The organism is Nannocystis pusilla (genome assembly GCF_026626665.1).
Classification (GTDB): domain Bacteria; phylum Myxococcota_A; class Polyangia; order Nannocystales; family Nannocystaceae; genus Nannocystis; species Nannocystis pusilla.
Genome location: NZ_JAPNKE010000002.1, coordinates 10,086,941 through 10,101,614 on the forward strand (window position 1 = coordinate 10,086,941; position 14,674 = coordinate 10,101,614).

A 14,674-nucleotide genomic window follows, 5' to 3' on the forward strand; every position below is an offset into this window, starting at 1 on the left:
CACGCCGCGAGTATGTGCGGACCATGTCCTGGCCGGGAGAGCCAAGATCTGCGAAAATCACTGGGACATGTCGGCCTCGCGGTTTTCGCTGACGCTCGACCGCTCGGGGGACTCTCCCTATTACCGGCAGATCTACGCGCGCATCCGCGACGCGGTGGCCGACGGGCGGCTGCGACCCGGCGATCGGGTGCCGTCGATCCGCGGCCTGGCGAGCGCGCTGGGGCTCGCGCGCGGCACCGTCGAGGCCGCCTACGACCTGTTGATCGGCGAGGGTTATCTGCTGCCGCAGGGCCAGGCGGGCACCCGCGTCGCGCCCATCGGTCCGCACGCGGCGCGGCTCGGCCGTCCCCGTCCGACCGCGCCCGCCGGGGCGCTGCCGGGCCCGCGCTCGGTGCGTCCGTTCCAGCTCGGCTTGCCGGCGCTCGACGCCTTCCCGCACGCGCTGTGGTCGCGCCTGACCGCTCGTCGGCTGCGCGACGCGGACCGGCTCGCCGACGGCTACCCCGCGCCCGCCGGTGAGCCGCGTCTACGCGAGGCCATCGCCGCCCACCTGGCGCTCTCTCGCGGCGTCCGCTGCGCCCCGGGGCAGGTATTCATCACAGCGGGCTATCGGCATACCCTCGATCTGGTGGCGCGCACTCTGGTGCGTCCGGGCGACACAGTTTGGATCGAAGATCCGGGGTTTCCGCCGACGCGACTGCTGCTCGAGACGCACGGGGCGCGCGTCGTGGCGGTGGCGGTCGACGCCGCGGGTTTGCAGGTCTCGGAGGGCCGCCAGTGTGCCGCGCGGGCCAGGCTCGCGGTCGTCACGCCCTCGCATCAATCGCCGCTGGGGGTCGCCCTCGCCCTGCCGCGGCGGCTGGAGCTGATCGCCTGGGCGGCGGCGTCGGGAGCCCGGGTGCTCGAGGACGACTACGACGGCGAATATCGCTACCAGGGCCGACCGCTGCCCGCGCTCGCCAGCCTCGACCGCGAGGGCGTCGTGTACTACGCGGGCACCTTCAGCAAGGTGCTGCTGCCCTCGCTGCGCCTCGCCTACGTCGTCGTCCCCGAGCCCGACCTGCGGCGCTTCGAGGCGACCTGCGCCGCCTTTCACGGCGGGTGCCCGCAGCTCGTCCAGGAGGTCGTCGCGGACTTCATGCTCGAGGGCCACTTCGCCCGCCACGTGAAGAAGATGCGCAACCTCTACGCGCAGCGGCGGGCGGCGGTGGTCGAGGCTCTGCAGGCGGTGTTCGGGGCGCGCCTCCGCGTCGAGCTGCAGGCGGGCGGCATGCACCTGCTCGTGCGACTGCAGGGCCGCACCGACGACCGCGCGCTCGCCCGCGCCGCCCGGCGAGCGGGCCTGGAGGTCCAAGCATTGAGCGATTGGCAGCACCAGCACCCGGTCGAGCCGGGGCTGCTGCTCGGATTTACCAATGTCAGCAGCCCGGCCGTGGCGCGGAGCCTGGCGGACAAGCTGCGGACGGCCTGGCGTCCGTGACAGCTCACTCGGCTGCGTCCGGGCGCCGGTGGGGCAGGACCGGGTACGGCCCGTCGGCGAAGCTGCGGTCGTGGTAGCCCTTCGACCCGACGGCGAGGGCGATGGCGCTGCGCGGCTCCTCGCCGGCGCGCAGGCGATCCAGGACCGCGCCGAAGTCGTGGCGCGGCCGCCAGCCGAGCTCGTCGCGCGCGCGCTGATTGACGTAGACGCGATCGATGGTGGGGAACATGCGCCAGCCGCGGCGCGCGTACTCGGCCGCGTACTCGGGGAACAAGCGAGCGACCACGCCCGGGGCGTCCTCCCGCAGGGCCTGGAGGTCGTCGAGGGTGAACGGCGTCGTCGCGCTGACGATGTAGCGGCCGAAGCCGATCGCCGGCGCCCGCTCGAGCGCCCGCAGGTGCGCCGAGACGACGTCCTCGAGCTCGACGCGACGGAACAGGTACTCGTTGGTCTTGGAGTTGTCGTCGGGGTAGTCGCGCCGTGTCGTCGCGTCGTCGTCGTCTTCGGGGAAGAAGCGCGAGGTCCGGAGGATGAGGCACGGCATGCCGGTGTCGCGGTGCACGAGCTCGCACAGGTCTTCGGCGGCGACCTTGGTGGCACCGTAGATGTTGCGCGGCACGGGCGTGACGGCCTCGGTGATCCACGCCGCCGGCGCGCCCGGCGGGGGCGTGAGGGCGCGGCCGAAAGCGCTGGTGGTGCTGGTGAAGACGAACGCCCGCACCCTCGCCGCTGCTGCCTCTTCGAGGAGGTTGAGGGTGCCGGTGATGTTGGTGTCGACAAACTCGCGGCGCGTGTGCGTGGCGACGTGCGGCTTGTGCAAGGTCGCCGTGTGTACGACCGCGTCGACGCCGGCGACCGCCCGCGCGACCGTGGCGCGGTCGACGATCGAACCGACCACGTCGGTGAAGGTCGAGGCGAGGCGGTCGAGGCCGACGACGTCGTGGCCGTCGCCGCGGAGCGTGCGTACCAATGCCTCTCCGAGATGACCCGTGCTGCCGGTGACAAGGAGCTTCATGATCGGTCCCGCCTGGGGTCGTGCGGACCCGTGCGGCGCCGAACCCTAGCACCACCAGACGCTCTCGCGGCGCAATTCGGCGCCGCTTGTTGTAGCAGTGTCAGGGCCGGGACGAGGGTCGAGCGCCTCGCGCCGGCCGAGAGCGAGCGGGCCGCAGCGGCTCCGCCTCGCGAGGCAGGATGTGACCTCGTGGTCCGAAGAACGCGGCGGCGCCCTGCAATTGATCGCCGCACGGTCGTCACTGTGCGGATAGACGGCCCTCGCCGTCGCCCGCGAGCGGCCGTCCAGGTGCCGCAGAAAGCACGTATCCCATGCAAAAGTATCTCCTATTCACGGCCGGCGCGGCCTCCTTCGCGCTGCTCACCGCCTGCGACTCCGAGGTGGACGAGCTCACCCCGGAAGAGTGGGCCGAGACCCAAGTCTCGCCGCGCTGCTCGACCAATGGCCAGCACCACTTCTCGGCCCCGCTGATCGCCCATCCGGCCAACCCGAGCCTGTCGGCGAGCATGACGAATTCGTCGCCCAGCGCCAGTTACGGGGGCAAGAGTTGTGGCGACCACTACGTGATCGAGGCGACCAATGTCGACAATTTCTGGATCCATCCGCACCTGCTGGTCAGCCCGTTTTGGGCCGGACCGCCGCTGACCCAGTCGCAGTGCGCGTGGACAGTGCTCTTCTACGATGTGTCGATCTTCTACGACGGCGCCTGGCACCAACGCGTCGCGACCTTCGACACCGGCAGCTGGGACGGGACCAAGTGCGTCATCGGCGGCCCGGTGGAGATCTACGACCCCAACAAAGAGGCCGAGAAGGTCCAGGTCGCCGTCAAGGCGGTCTACCTCGATGGCAGCGGCGAACACACCGGCAAGGTCGGCGCCAGCGTCATCCGCACGAGCATCCTCCTCGGCGTTTCCTGAGCTCCGCGCCGCTCGCCGTCACCCGCATGCGCGATGGTTCGCGACGCTCGGCCGTGCCCGCAGAGCTGCTGCTCCGGAAACCCGGAGCGACAGGCCGTCGTGGATCCACGCCGACGCGCCCGGCCGACTGCCCGACCGTGGTGGTGCGAGGGCGGCGCGGAAGGTGTGAGCGACGAGGTGCTCTGGAGCGTCCGCCTGCTCGACGGGCGGGCCATCGCGTCTGGGCGGGCGGGGACGACGGCGAGGTGGTCACCTCCGAAGACCGGCGCGTTCGTCAGTACCAGGCGAATCGGAGCCCGACGTACGGCGTGTGCCGCAGGCCGTCGCCCGGGACCGCGCGGAGGTCGTAGAGCAGCGCGACGCCGAGGGCGGCGCTGGCGTTGAGCCAGAACTCGTAGCCGAGGCCCACCACGCCGCCGGCGCCCATGCGGACGCGGCGGCCGTCGCCCTGGGGCACGCCGCCGATGCCGAGGCCGGTGCGGACGAAGAAGCCGCGGACGATGAAGATGTTGGCCTCGACGTCGCCGCCGAAGAACACCTTGGGGCCGAAGCGGCTCGACATGTACGTGCCGAGGTGGAGGTTGACGCCGAGCGTGAGGCGCTTGCCGACGCCGCCGCCGAGGGCCAGCTCGATGCGTCCGCCGGGGATGAAGGCCGTCGCCTCGTTGTAGGTGCGGGCGAACAGCGGGCTGTCGAAGTACGTGGCGCCGAAGCCGATGCCGGGGCCGATGAAGAAGCCGCGGCGGTCCTGCGGGCCCTCGATCTCGATGCCGCGGCGGCCGAGCACGCTGGCCTCGGCGACCGGCGCGAGGCTGCACAGGCCGAGGTAGGCGCCGACGACCATCAGGAGGGAGTGCAGGGCGCGGAGACGAAGGCGACGACGCATCATGGGGCACCTCGAGGGAGAGCGTGGGAGTGAGACGAAGCGCGAGGCGGTTGACGATCAGCGTAAGCGAGGGTCAGCGCAGGGTGGTGACGTCCAGCACAACAAAGCCGCCGGCCGGGACATCGAACGAGTAGTTGCGGGTCTCGCTGCCCCCGCGGCCGGACGCGACCACGGTGGCGGCGTGCGGACCGGGCTGCACGGGGACGCGCGCGACGAGGACGAGGCCCGGGAGCAGGGTCCAGGAGCGGGTGTCCGGGCGGTCGGCCGCGAGCAAGGCGCCCTCGGCCGCGAGCGCGGCGAACAGGCCGATGATCGCGCCGCCCTCCTTCGCGCTGTTGCCGGCCGCGCGGGCGCCCTCGGCCACCGCCGCGCGGACGATGAGGCGCGAGATCGCGGCGCCGATGATCTTCGGCTTCATCTGCTCGTACTCGTCGATGACCTCGGTCTGGATGTCGCTGGCGATCTCGAGCCCGACCGGCTGGCCGTCGACGCGCAACTCGGCGGTCTCGAACGCGCTGCCCGACGGCACCAGCTCGGGGTAGACGACCATCTTGAGCGCGCTGCGCTCGAGCACGCGGCTGTCGCCGGTGATGTAGGCGTGGGCCAGGCCGATGGCGGCGCCGATCGGCATGTGCCGCGCCTCCTTGAGCGGGACCCGGCCGACGCTGACGACCACCAAGACCTCGCTCGGCGCCTGGGCTGTCTCATAGGACATGCCCCCAAGGACAGCGTCGATCCGCGGCGAGCGGTAGCCGGCCAGCGCCGACAGCCGCTGGACCGGGCCGACCAGGCTGGCGAACGGGCGCGCCTGCAGGGCCTCGTCGTAGTAGCGCAGCGCCGACTCGTGCTCGCCGAGGCGCTCGAACACGAAGCCGGCCAGCCAGCTGCCGAACGCGCCGTGGGGGTGGACGACGTCGGCCTCGCCCTCGGCGCGCGGGCGGCCGCGCTGGTCGTAGCTGGTGAGGTACTCGTGCATCACGGTGAAGCGCTTGGCCTCGACGCGCGCGCCCGAGAGGTCGCCCTGCAGCAGGTAGTTGAGGAGGTTGTAGGCGTTGAGGACCAGCTTCTCCGACGGCGGCGCCTTGTACTTGGTGGAGCTGTCGGAGAACACGTACTTGCCGAGCTGGCCGGCGCCGTCGCGGGCGATGTCGAGGAGCTCGAGCTGCTTCTCGGCGACCGAGAGGTCGCGGGCGCTGAGCTTGTAGGCGCCGCTGGCGTGGAGGATCATGCCGCGCTCGAGCAGGGCGAGCGCGGTGTCCTTCTTCCACTTGGTCGGCATGTCCTTGCTGCTGCGGGTGCCGAGCAGCTTGTTGACCTGCTTCTCCGCGCCGGGCAGGTCGCCCCGCTGGGCCGCGCCGCGGCCTCGCGGGTGCGGTCCGAGTAGGTCGCACAGCCGGTGGTGAGGACCAGGCCGAGCGAGAGCGCGGCAAGGCCGGCTCGCGGGCGCGCGGACGGGGCGACCATGGGCCCTCTAGCGGACGATCGCCTTGCTGCGCTCGGCCTTGTATTGGAAGCGCACCAGGCTGGTCTCGACCTCGATCACCTGGATGAACAGGGTGTACTGGACCCGGCGCTCCTTGTTGAAGAACTCGTCGACGCTGCCGACCTTGCCGGTGACGAAGTACTTGGCGCCGATCTGGCGCGAGATCTGGGCGGCGAAGTTCGGGTCGTAGACCGAGCGGTTCTGCTGCACCGCGGCCTCGCTGGCCATCTCCGCCTGGCGCTCGCGGCTGACCACCTGGACCACGCCGCTGTTGACGAGCTCGGTCTCGAGGTCGCCGAGAAGCGTGTTGAGCTGGTCGTCGATGTGCTCCGAGGTCTCGTTCTTGAACGGCCAGATCGCCACGATCACCGGGGCCGGGAAGCTCGTGATCTGGGCCCAGAACGGCGAGGCGTGCAGCTTCTCGAGCGAGACCTGCAGCAGGTCCTGCAGGTCCTTGCGGTCGAGCGTGGTGCTCATCGCGCCCTGGTCGAGGTTGGGGTTCTCGGTGCCGGGCCCGCCGCGCACCGCCTTGGGCTTGCAGCCGAGGTTGGCGCCGAGGCCGGAGGTGAGCGCGACGCCGAGGGCGAGGAGCTGGAGGGGACGTGCAGGCATGGCGTGAAGAAGGCTGGGGTGACGGGAGCCGCGCGGTGAGACCCGCGGCGCCGCGGAGACATTCAGGGCGTGCAGGGAGTGAGCGACGTCCCCACGCTCAAAAGATTAAGAGGACGGCGGGCATGCTGTACAGCCGGGCGTACACCTCCTCGACCTCCTCGACCTGCTCGGCGTGGAGCGTGAACGTGAGGCAGAGGCGGTCGCCCGAGCGGGTCAGTCGTTCGCTCACGACCAGCCGCGCGGGGCCGACCACGCCGTGCGCGAGGTCGACCGCCTCGGCCCGGAACGCGTCGTCCGCGGGGCCGAAGGCCTTGATCGTGTACTCCCCGGGGAAGCTGTGGGCGGCGAGGATCGCCTCGCGCGCGGGGGCCCGGCGCGTCTCGTCGGGCCGGTGGGTAGATCCGGACATGGGGCCGTGGTTAGCACGCCACGGCGCGCCCGGCACCTCATTGGTTCAGGACGGCGAGGATCAGCTCCGGCCCGCCCGGCTCCGCGACCCCGAGCGTGGTCCCCGAGGGCCACGGCACGAGATCGCCGGGGCGCGCCGCGCCGGCCTCCTCGTGACTGAGGCCGCCCTGGAGCACCAGCACGCGCGCCTCGCTGTGCGGGTAGCGGGACGGGATGACGGCGCCCGGCGCGACGCGCACGATCAGCCGCCGCGGCCAGGCCGCGCGCTGGACCACCGTGATGTCGCTGTCGCCGACGGCATCTGGCTCTTCGGACATGCTCTCTGGGACACGGACTTCGGACCCTGTCTCGAGGGGCAGGATCCGCAGGCCGGCGTCGTCGCGCCAGCCGCGGGGGGCGTCGACGCGGGCGAGGATCTCGCGGGCGTCGTGGAGCGGCAGGCGCAGCAGGGCGGCGAGGTCGTCGGTGAAGGGGCTGAGGCGCTCGGGGCCGGCGATCGCGGCGACCAGGCGCGCGCGTCTGCGGCAGCAGGGCGGCGGGGAAGGTGTAGAGCGCGAGGCCGTGGACGTTGTCGCGCTGGGCGGCGACCTCGCTGGCTTGCAGCTCACCGATCGCCTCGCCGCGGTCGAAGCGGGCGCGGTCCTCGAGCGAGAGCTCGTCGAGCAGATACGCGGCGGCGAGGCGGTCGTGCGGGCGCGGGACGTCGATGCTCGGCGCGGTGCCGGCCAGCGCGGCCGACAGCCGCCGCAGGCCGTCGGCGACCTGGGCGCGCACGACCTCGGGCGAGGTGCGGGCGCGGTCGGCGATCTCGCCGGCGCCGAGACCCTCGAAGTAGGCCAGCTGGAGGGCGCTGCGCGGCTCGTCGTCGAGGTCGAGCATCGCCGTCTGCACGGCCTGGCGCAGCGGGCCCACGTCGGGCGCCTCGGTCTTGTCGTCGAGGGTGGTGATCTGGGTGTCGTGGACGGCCGCCATGCGAGCGGCGCGGTGCTCGGGCAGGGCGCGCAGGGCCGCGGCGCGGGCGCCGATGGTCCACCACACGCGCACGCTGGCCTGGCGCGGGTCGAACTGCTTGGCGCCGCGCCAGGCGTCGAGGAGGACGCCGTAGACGGTGCTCTCGGCGGCCACGCGGTCGCCGAGGATCCGCAGGGTCGCGCCCAGCAGGGCCGGGGCGTAGCTCTCGCACAGCTCGATGAAGGCGACGGCGTCGCCGCGGGCGGCGGCGGCCATTCGCTGCGCGGCCCCGACGTCTCCGGGCACCGCGAAGTTGATCGGGGGGGCGCCTTGCATGCGTTCATGAGGGTTTCGCGGCCGGGTTCGCTTGTCAAGCGCGCGGCCGCGGGGATGTCTCTTGGGGCATGTTCGTCGTGGCCGCGACGTACGCTCCGGCTCGCTGTCGCCGCCGTCGCCGGCGCGTCGAGCGACGATCGCGCAAGGCCGGGCGAGCGCGCGCGAGGCGTCACCGGCGCTGGCGAACTCGTCGCGGCCCGGGCATGCTGAGAGCCCCTGGATGCGCGCCGACGACGACGATGACGAGGATGAGGCCGAGGCGGGTCCGACGGCCGCCGGCCCCGCCGGTGACCCCGCGCTGCAGTCGGTGCGCCTCGACAAGTGGTTGTGGGCGGCCCGCTGCTTCAAGACCCGCGGGCTGGCGAGCGAGGCGTGCGCGGCCGGTCACGTGAAGGTCGGCGGCGTCACGGCCAAGGCGGCCCGATCGCTGAAGCGCGGCGAGGAGGTCACGATCAAGACCGGCGACGGGGTCCGGATCCTGGAGGTGCTGGGGCTCAGCGAGCGGCGCGGCCCGGCTGCAGTGGCCCGCACGCTCTTCAACGACAAGTCGCCGCCGCGTCCGCCGCCGACCGAGGTGCCCGGAATGGTCGTGCGCGATCGCGGCCTCGGCCGGCCGACCAAACAAGAACGCCGTGACATCCGCCGCCTCCGCGGCTACTGACGCCGCGGCTCGCACACGACCTGTCGCCGCCGATGCAAAAGCGCAGCGGCGACATCGGCGCCGGGCAGTAAGAGAGAAAAGGTCGTGACCTCACTCGAGGGCGGGGAGGTCGCGCTCGCGTGAGTCGGGTGGTGAGAGCGCGATCGTCTCGCCGGTCGGGGGTGCGCGTTCGTCTCGGGTCCGTGCGATCGGGTCTGCGCTCGAGTTCGTCGTGCGAGCGCCGACGTCTCGTCGGGGTGAAGTCGGGTCCCGCCGCTCGAGCGCCGGGTCGAGTCGTGCGCGGCTGTCTCGCTGGAGCGAGATCGGTGGGCGCTCGAGTGATTGCGAGTCAGATCGTGCGAGCGATGCGCTGGAGCGCGGCGCTGGGTCGCGGAGCGAGGACGGTCGCAAGCGATGCGAGCACGAGCGCCGCGCTGGAGCGCGGGCGAGGTGGCGGAGCGAGGACGGTCGAGAGCGACGCGAGCAAGAGCGTCGCGCTGGAGCGCGGGCGAGGTGGCGGAGCGAGGACGGTCGCGAGCGACGCGAGCAAGAGGGCCGCGCTGGAGCGCGGCGAGGTCGCGGAGCGAGGACGGTCGGGGAGAGGTCGAGACGAGGTCGTGTGAGGCCGACGAGTGAGGGCGCCGGAGCTCGAGAGCGAGTCCGTCGTGAGTCCGAACTTGATCGCGAGCGAGGTCGTGGCGTTGAAGAGGGGCGTCCGGGCCGAGGTCGTGAGAGGAGGTTGGCGCTCGAGCGGGAGTCACCTCGTGCGAGGGTCCGAGCTGGGGCGCGGGACGTGGCCGTGTCGGTTCGGGCGAGGCGCGGCCTCCGTCGCGGGGGCGCGTCGACCGGCGCGTCCGCCTTTCGGTGACCTCGACGTGAGACGTCCCGCCTGCGGGTGGCCGACGGAACCGGCGGTGATTGGCTATGCCGGCGGCGGTTCGAGCGGCCAGAACCGCTGCGCCCGCACGACCGCGAGGTATGGTTCGTCGCGCAGCGGCGATGTCGGGCGTGCCCCGAGACGCCGACCGATCACGCACACGCGGTCGCCGGGGCGGACCAGCGCCCGTTCGGTGCGCAGGCCGACGCCGTGGCGCGTGAGCAGGTCGCGGTGGAAGGCGTCGAGGTCGGTGCCGCGGTCGACGCAGACGAGGACGCGGTGCGGACCTTCGGCCACGAGGAAGTCGACGGCCTGCTGGCGGGCGACGTGGAAGGTCCGCGAAATGACGCTGAGCGCGCCGGCGACGCCGACGACGCTGTGCGGCGGCGCGGCGCGGTAGTCGATGGCGACCGCGAGCTCGCCGCTGACGGGATCGTGGATCGCCTCGAGCGGCTCGACGCTGCCGGCGAAGGTGACGAGCTCGTCACGCCCGGCCCCGAGGATGTCGGACAGTCGTTCGAGGCGACGCGGCCGCGGGGGCCAGAGGTGCTGCCACAAGCTCACGGGTGAGCCGTAGAGTAGCGCGCGTGGCCGGGCGGTTGACCGCCGCGGACGGGATTTCCCGCGGCCGGCCGGACGCTGCAGACGCGGCCGCGGACGGTGTACGGAAGAAATTCCGCCGGGGTGGCGGCGGCGAGGTGCTATGCTCCGCCCGCCCGATTGCAGGGCTTTTGAACTAAGGAGATCGGACGATGAGGCGGTTCGCCAGCGAAGGCCGCGATCGGAGAGGGCGACTCTCCGGGCCCGGATGGACGTGGATGTTCGTGCTCGGCGCGGCGGCGCTGCCCATGGCGTGCAGCGACGACGACGCCGCGGGAGGTGGGAGCTACGTCGGCTCGGCGACGCAGACCACCCAGCCGCCGGCGACCACGACCGACAGCGAGACGACGACGTCGACGACCGACACGCCGACGTCGCCCACCAGCACGGTGACGACCGACGAGCCGACCACGACGCTCGTGACCACCGACGAGCCGCCGCCGGCGCTGGCGGTCGACTGCGGGGCGCTGCCGAAGGGCGCGCAGGGGGCCGAGTACCAGCACCAGCCGACCGCGTCGGGCGGCGTGCCGAAGTACACCTGGTCGGCCTCCGGTCTGCCCGACGGCCTCGCCATCAACCCCGCGAGCGGCGAGATCTCCGGCGTCCCCACCACCTCGGGCGAGTTCACCGTCGAGATCACCGTCACCGACCTCGAGGACACCGTGGCGACGGCGAGCTGTCCGGCGCTGACCGTCGGCGACCAGCTCAAGGTCGACTACGACGCGCTCGCGGCCGACGGCCCGTGCGTGGCCGCGGGCGGCGACAAGACGATCCTCGACTACGTCACCGGCGGCGACGGCTCGCCGATCACCTGCTCCACGCCGGCCGGGTCGGGCGACGGCAAGGTCCCGACGGGCCTCGGCGTCGACGACCAGAGCTGCGCGATCGTCGGGACGATCGGCGAATCGCGCTACGGCAATTGGGCGTGGATCGTCGCGGCCGAGCAGTCGGGCGTGAAGGTGTACGCGCCGTACTGCGCCAAGCAGACTCAGCAGGCGCCGAAGGCCTACGCGATCTCCGGCGACCACAGCGGGCAGATGGACAACGCGCTCGAGCCGATGGTGGTGGACTTCGATCCCGACCAGCCGCTGCGCTTCGACGGCGACGCCGACCCGCGCTTCGAGGTGAAGAAGGGCACCTGCGGTGATTCGTGCTTCTTCGGCTTCCTCTACCGCGTGACGATGTCGCCGTTCGGCACCGGCGAGTGCAAGTCCGACAAGGACGGCTGCTCCGGGCTGTGCCCGCTGGTCGCGGACGCCAACGAGCCCGACGGCGACAAGGCGATTCAGTGCTCGCTCCTGCCCCTGATGGGCACGCCGAAGATCGGTTTCTCGCACGAGATGTGGGCGAAAGGCGACGTCCCCCCGGAGGAGTTCAAGACGCGTCCGTTCGTGGTCCAGTGGAGCATCGACTACTGCCTGTCGAACGCGGCCCCGGATTGCCAGGGCAAGGACGCGATCCTGGCCAACGGTGACAACTCGAGCTTCGAGTTCCCCGTGATCTTCCGGCCTCAGTGAGGCATCATGGGGCGCAAGCCCGCCCGATGAAGCAGCCCGAGGAACCGTCGCCCGCCCCCGAGGCGACGCTGGCAAGCGCGTCGACGTCGCAGGCCCACCTGCCGTCCGACATGGCCACGCCGTCGGGCCCGACGACGACCGACCCCGGGCTGCGCGCGCCGACGCAGAGCATCCCGGGCATGCGGACGACGATGGCCACCACGCTCGACCGCTCCGGCGCGCACGTGGGCATGGTGCAGCCGCGGCGGCGCGTGCCGAGCGACGTGCGGGCGGCGGCGCTGCAGCCGGGCACCGAGATCGACGGCAAGTACCGGCTCGAGGCGATGCTCGGGCGCGGCGGCATGGGCATCGTCTGGCGCGCCGAGCACTCGCACATGCACGGCGCCGTGGCGATCAAGTTCCTCGCCGACCGCTTCCGCCACAAGGCGCAGATCATCGAGCGCTTCTGGCAAGAGGCCAAGCTGATGGGCGAGATGGGCCACCCGAACATCGTGCGGGTGCTCGACATCTCGCCGGCCACGGCCGAGCTGCAGTACATCACGATGGAGCTGCTGACGCAGGGCAGCCTGCGCGACCACCTCAAGCGCAGCGGCGGCAAGCTGCCGACCGACGAGGCGGTCGAGCTGATGGACGGCGTGCTGTCGGCGCTGCTGGCCGCGCACAAGCGGGGCATCGTCCACCGCGACATCAAGCCCGACAACTTGATGCTGGCCAACATCCGCAACTTCGAGACCGACACCTTCGAGCTCGGGCTCAAGGTGCTCGACTTCGGCGCCTCGCTGCTGCTCGCCACCAGCACCGAGACCAGCGCCCCCGACGGCCTGCTCGGCACGCCTTATTACATGTCGCCCGAGCAGGCCGCGAGCCTGCAGCTCGACCAGCGCACCGACCTCTACAGCACCGCCGTGGTGCTCTACGAGGCGATCGCCGGCAAGCTGCCGCACCAGGCCGACGACGTCCACTCGCTGGTCTACAGCATCGCCACCGACCCGGCGACGCCGATCGAGCACCACGTCCCCAACATCACCCGGCCGTTCCGCGAGTTCTTCCAGCGCGCCCTGGCGATGGACCCGAGCGCGCGCTTCCAGTCGGCCGAGGAGATGCGCGAGGCGCTGCGCAAGCTGTCGCGCCGGCTGGCCGGCAAGGTCCGCAACACCGCGCTCTACCTCGCGTCGGGCGACACCGGGCAGATGCCGACCGTCGAGCCGCCGCTCCACCGCTCCGACGCGCGCATGGTCCCGTTCCGCAAGGCGCTCGACGAGCGCCCGCCGACGCTCAAGCGCCTGATCCTCCGCGACAACCGACCGGCCGCCCGCCCGGCGGTGATCGTGCTCGGCGCCGCGCTCGGCCTGATCCTCGGCTTCGCGATCCAGGCCATCCGCTTCGCCGGCGAGCCCCGCACGCACGGCGTCGACACGCTGTTCGTCTGCGTCGCCTTCGCGGGCCTCGGGGCCGGCCTCGGCTGGTTCCTGCCGTCGCAGCCCAAAAACCGCCTAAAGTGATACGATTGCGCAATGGTGCTTGACCCGCCCGGGGTCGTACTGTATAGAGTGCACATCGCCTCTCACCAGGCGGTTCGGTCATGTCTCGCCACTGAGCCACATCCGCTCGAACGCAGGCCCGCTCGCCGCGTCCGTTCGTCTTCGCCCGCGGTCCACATCTCGGACGCGCGGCCGGAGCAGTCTCCCCGCCGTCTCCCGGTGAGGTGCGTCGCTTTTGCGATGACGCCCGCCGACCGCGTCGCCCCTGCGACGAGGCCCTGACGGCGGCGAGGCGCAGGACGCCGCTCTCGGGGCCCAGGAGGCCGTTTCAGGCCGTTCTGGTCGCCCGTGAGCCCCGGCAGCGAGGGCCCGCGCGACGCGGACGGGGCCGCGACGTCTTCGCACGTCGCCGCCCCGTCCGCGCCCGCGGGCTGGCCTGACGCGGCGGCGGAGGCCTCCCAATGTTCATTCGCCATTCTCGGCGAATGGGGGCAGCGTCGCCGCGCCTGCCCCGGGCATTGTCGTGTGTCGAGATTCCTGCCATGGGCAATTCGAACTGCTGTGATTCCTGGGAGACCCACTCCATCGCCCTTGCGGGCGGAGAGGCGAGGTGTTGATTGCGTTGGGACATGTATGAAGTGATCATCGAGCGGCCGCGCATGGGCGGCGGCTGGGGCGGCAAGGGCCGGCGGGCGGAGATGCGCCGCCGCGCCGACCCGGAGACCGCGCCGAACGACGAGCCGATCAGCCGCGGCCGCGGCTCAAAGCACCTGAACGAGAACCTGGCGCCGCTGCGCCGCTTCCTGCTGAGCCGGGTCGGCCGCCCGTGGGACGCGGTGCACTCGGAGATCGCGGCGCACCTGCGGGTGACGAGCGCGGTGCAGAAGCACGTCCTCGACCACCTGCGCGACATGGTCTACACCAACGTGGTGGAGATCGACGGTGGACTGTACGAGCACGGCTCGTGGGGCGTGCGGCCGCTCGGCGCTTACCGCAGGGCGCAGGTCTACGTGTGTCCGGAGACGGGCCTGCTGAAGAAGGTGCCGTTCGTGCCGGGCCCGGCGACGCCGCCGCCCGCGATCGAGGTGGTGCCGATCGGCCGCGAGGCGCAGTACCGCAAGATCGACGGGCAGTGGTACCGCATCACCCTGTCGCCGCTGCCGCGCGAGCCGGACCGCGAGGTGCACGACCTGCTGCTCGGCGACCTGCGCAAGCTGGGGTCCCCGTGGCAGCGCGGCTGGGAGCTGAACCAGCACTACGGCTACTGGGACCGCTACGCGACGGCGAAGCGGCAGATCGGCAAGCGCGAGCTGCGGCGGCTGCCGCCGGGGGTGCGATGATGGGCACGAACGACAAGAGCGCGGGACGGCGGGCGCCGCTTCGCGGCAGCGCGGCGACGAACGACGGAGACCTGGGGCCGCTGCAGGCGCCAGGCGGAGGTGCAAGGATGGATACGCAAGACAGGCCGGCG

Annotated in this window: 14 protein-coding genes; 7 read left to right on the forward strand and 7 right to left on the reverse strand. The window is 72.1% G+C overall.

Features of this window, described 5'->3' with window-relative positions:
- The first annotated feature begins 67 nt into the window (after positions 1-67).
- Positions 68-1,480, forward strand: coding sequence for a MocR-like pyridoxine biosynthesis transcription factor PdxR (gene pdxR / locus OV079_RS44660; protein WP_267775956.1), 1,413 nt, complete (start codon positions 68-70; stop codon positions 1,478-1,480).
- A gap of 4 nt (positions 1,481-1,484) precedes the next feature.
- On the opposite strand, the gene OV079_RS44665 is transcribed toward pdxR, so the two are convergent.
- Positions 1,485-2,495 carry an NAD-dependent epimerase/dehydratase family protein gene (locus OV079_RS44665; RefSeq protein ID WP_267775958.1) on the reverse strand — a complete coding sequence of 337 codons (1,011 nt, stop codon included), beginning with the start codon at positions 2,493-2,495 and terminating at the stop codon, positions 1,485-1,487.
- A gap of 311 nt (positions 2,496-2,806) precedes the next feature.
- On the opposite strand from OV079_RS44665, the gene OV079_RS44670 reads away from it, so the two are divergent.
- Positions 2,807-3,412, forward strand: a complete 606-nt coding sequence (locus OV079_RS44670; protein ID WP_267775960.1) for a hypothetical protein — start codon at positions 2,807-2,809, stop codon at positions 3,410-3,412.
- Positions 3,413-3,686: 274 nt separating this feature from the next.
- On the opposite strand, the gene OV079_RS44675 is transcribed toward OV079_RS44670, so the two are convergent.
- The 5 genes from OV079_RS44675 to OV079_RS44695 all read right to left on the reverse strand — a co-directional run bounded on the left by OV079_RS44675 (position 3,687) and on the right by OV079_RS44695 (position 7,409).
- Positions 3,687-4,256 (reverse strand): hypothetical protein, encoded by a 570-nt coding sequence (locus tag OV079_RS44675; RefSeq protein WP_267775961.1) that lies wholly within the window; start codon positions 4,254-4,256, stop codon positions 3,687-3,689.
- A gap of 115 nt (positions 4,257-4,371) precedes the next feature.
- Complete coding sequence (locus OV079_RS44680; protein WP_267775962.1) at positions 4,372-5,577, reverse strand: COG3014 family protein; 1,206 nt, start codon at positions 5,575-5,577, stop codon at positions 4,372-4,374.
- 192 nt (positions 5,578-5,769) lie between these two features.
- The gene (locus OV079_RS44685) at positions 5,770-6,393 is read right to left on the reverse strand and encodes a penicillin-binding protein activator LpoB (protein WP_267704691.1); all 624 of its coding nucleotides are present in this window, start codon (positions 6,391-6,393) and stop codon (positions 5,770-5,772) included.
- 97 nt (positions 6,394-6,490) lie between these two features.
- Positions 6,491-6,802, reverse strand: coding sequence for a DUF493 family protein (locus tag OV079_RS44690; RefSeq protein ID WP_267775963.1), 312 nt, complete (start codon positions 6,800-6,802; stop codon positions 6,491-6,493).
- Between the two features lie 37 nt (positions 6,803-6,839).
- On the reverse strand, positions 6,840-7,409 hold the full coding sequence (locus OV079_RS44695; protein WP_267775964.1) for a hypothetical protein: 570 nt from the start codon (positions 7,407-7,409) through the stop codon (positions 6,840-6,842).
- Here OV079_RS44695 and OV079_RS44700 point away from each other — a divergent pair.
- Both OV079_RS44700 and OV079_RS44705 read left to right on the forward strand, forming a co-directional pair.
- Positions 7,399-8,298: a hypothetical protein gene (locus tag OV079_RS44700; RefSeq protein ID WP_267775965.1), complete on the forward strand. Its 900-nt coding sequence runs from the start codon at positions 7,399-7,401 to the stop codon at positions 8,296-8,298. The genes OV079_RS44695 and OV079_RS44700 overlap by 11 nt on opposite strands.
- Positions 8,299-8,308: 10 nt before the next feature.
- Positions 8,309-8,749: an RNA-binding S4 domain-containing protein gene (locus OV079_RS44705; RefSeq protein WP_267775966.1), complete on the forward strand. Its 441-nt coding sequence runs from the start codon at positions 8,309-8,311 to the stop codon at positions 8,747-8,749.
- Between the two features lie 901 nt (positions 8,750-9,650).
- Here OV079_RS44705 and OV079_RS44710 read toward each other — a convergent pair.
- On the reverse strand, positions 9,651-10,169 hold the full coding sequence (locus OV079_RS44710; protein ID WP_267775968.1) for a hypothetical protein: 519 nt from the start codon (positions 10,167-10,169) through the stop codon (positions 9,651-9,653).
- Between the two features lie 254 nt (positions 10,170-10,423).
- Between OV079_RS44710 and OV079_RS44715 the strand changes: the two genes are divergently transcribed.
- From OV079_RS44715 to OV079_RS44725, 3 genes are all read left to right on the forward strand, one after another.
- Entirely contained in the window at positions 10,424-11,722 is a 1,299-nt protein-coding gene (locus tag OV079_RS44715) for an Ig domain-containing protein (RefSeq protein WP_267775970.1), read from the forward strand.
- Positions 11,723-11,748: 26 nt separating this feature from the next.
- The gene (locus tag OV079_RS44720; protein ID WP_267775971.1) at positions 11,749-13,224 is read left to right on the forward strand and encodes a serine/threonine-protein kinase; all 1,476 of its coding nucleotides are present in this window, start codon (positions 11,749-11,751) and stop codon (positions 13,222-13,224) included.
- Between the two features lie 608 nt (positions 13,225-13,832).
- Positions 13,833-14,543 (forward strand): hypothetical protein, encoded by a 711-nt coding sequence (locus OV079_RS44725; RefSeq protein WP_267775972.1) that lies wholly within the window; start codon positions 13,833-13,835, stop codon positions 14,541-14,543.
- Positions 14,544-14,674: the final 131 nt, after the last annotated feature.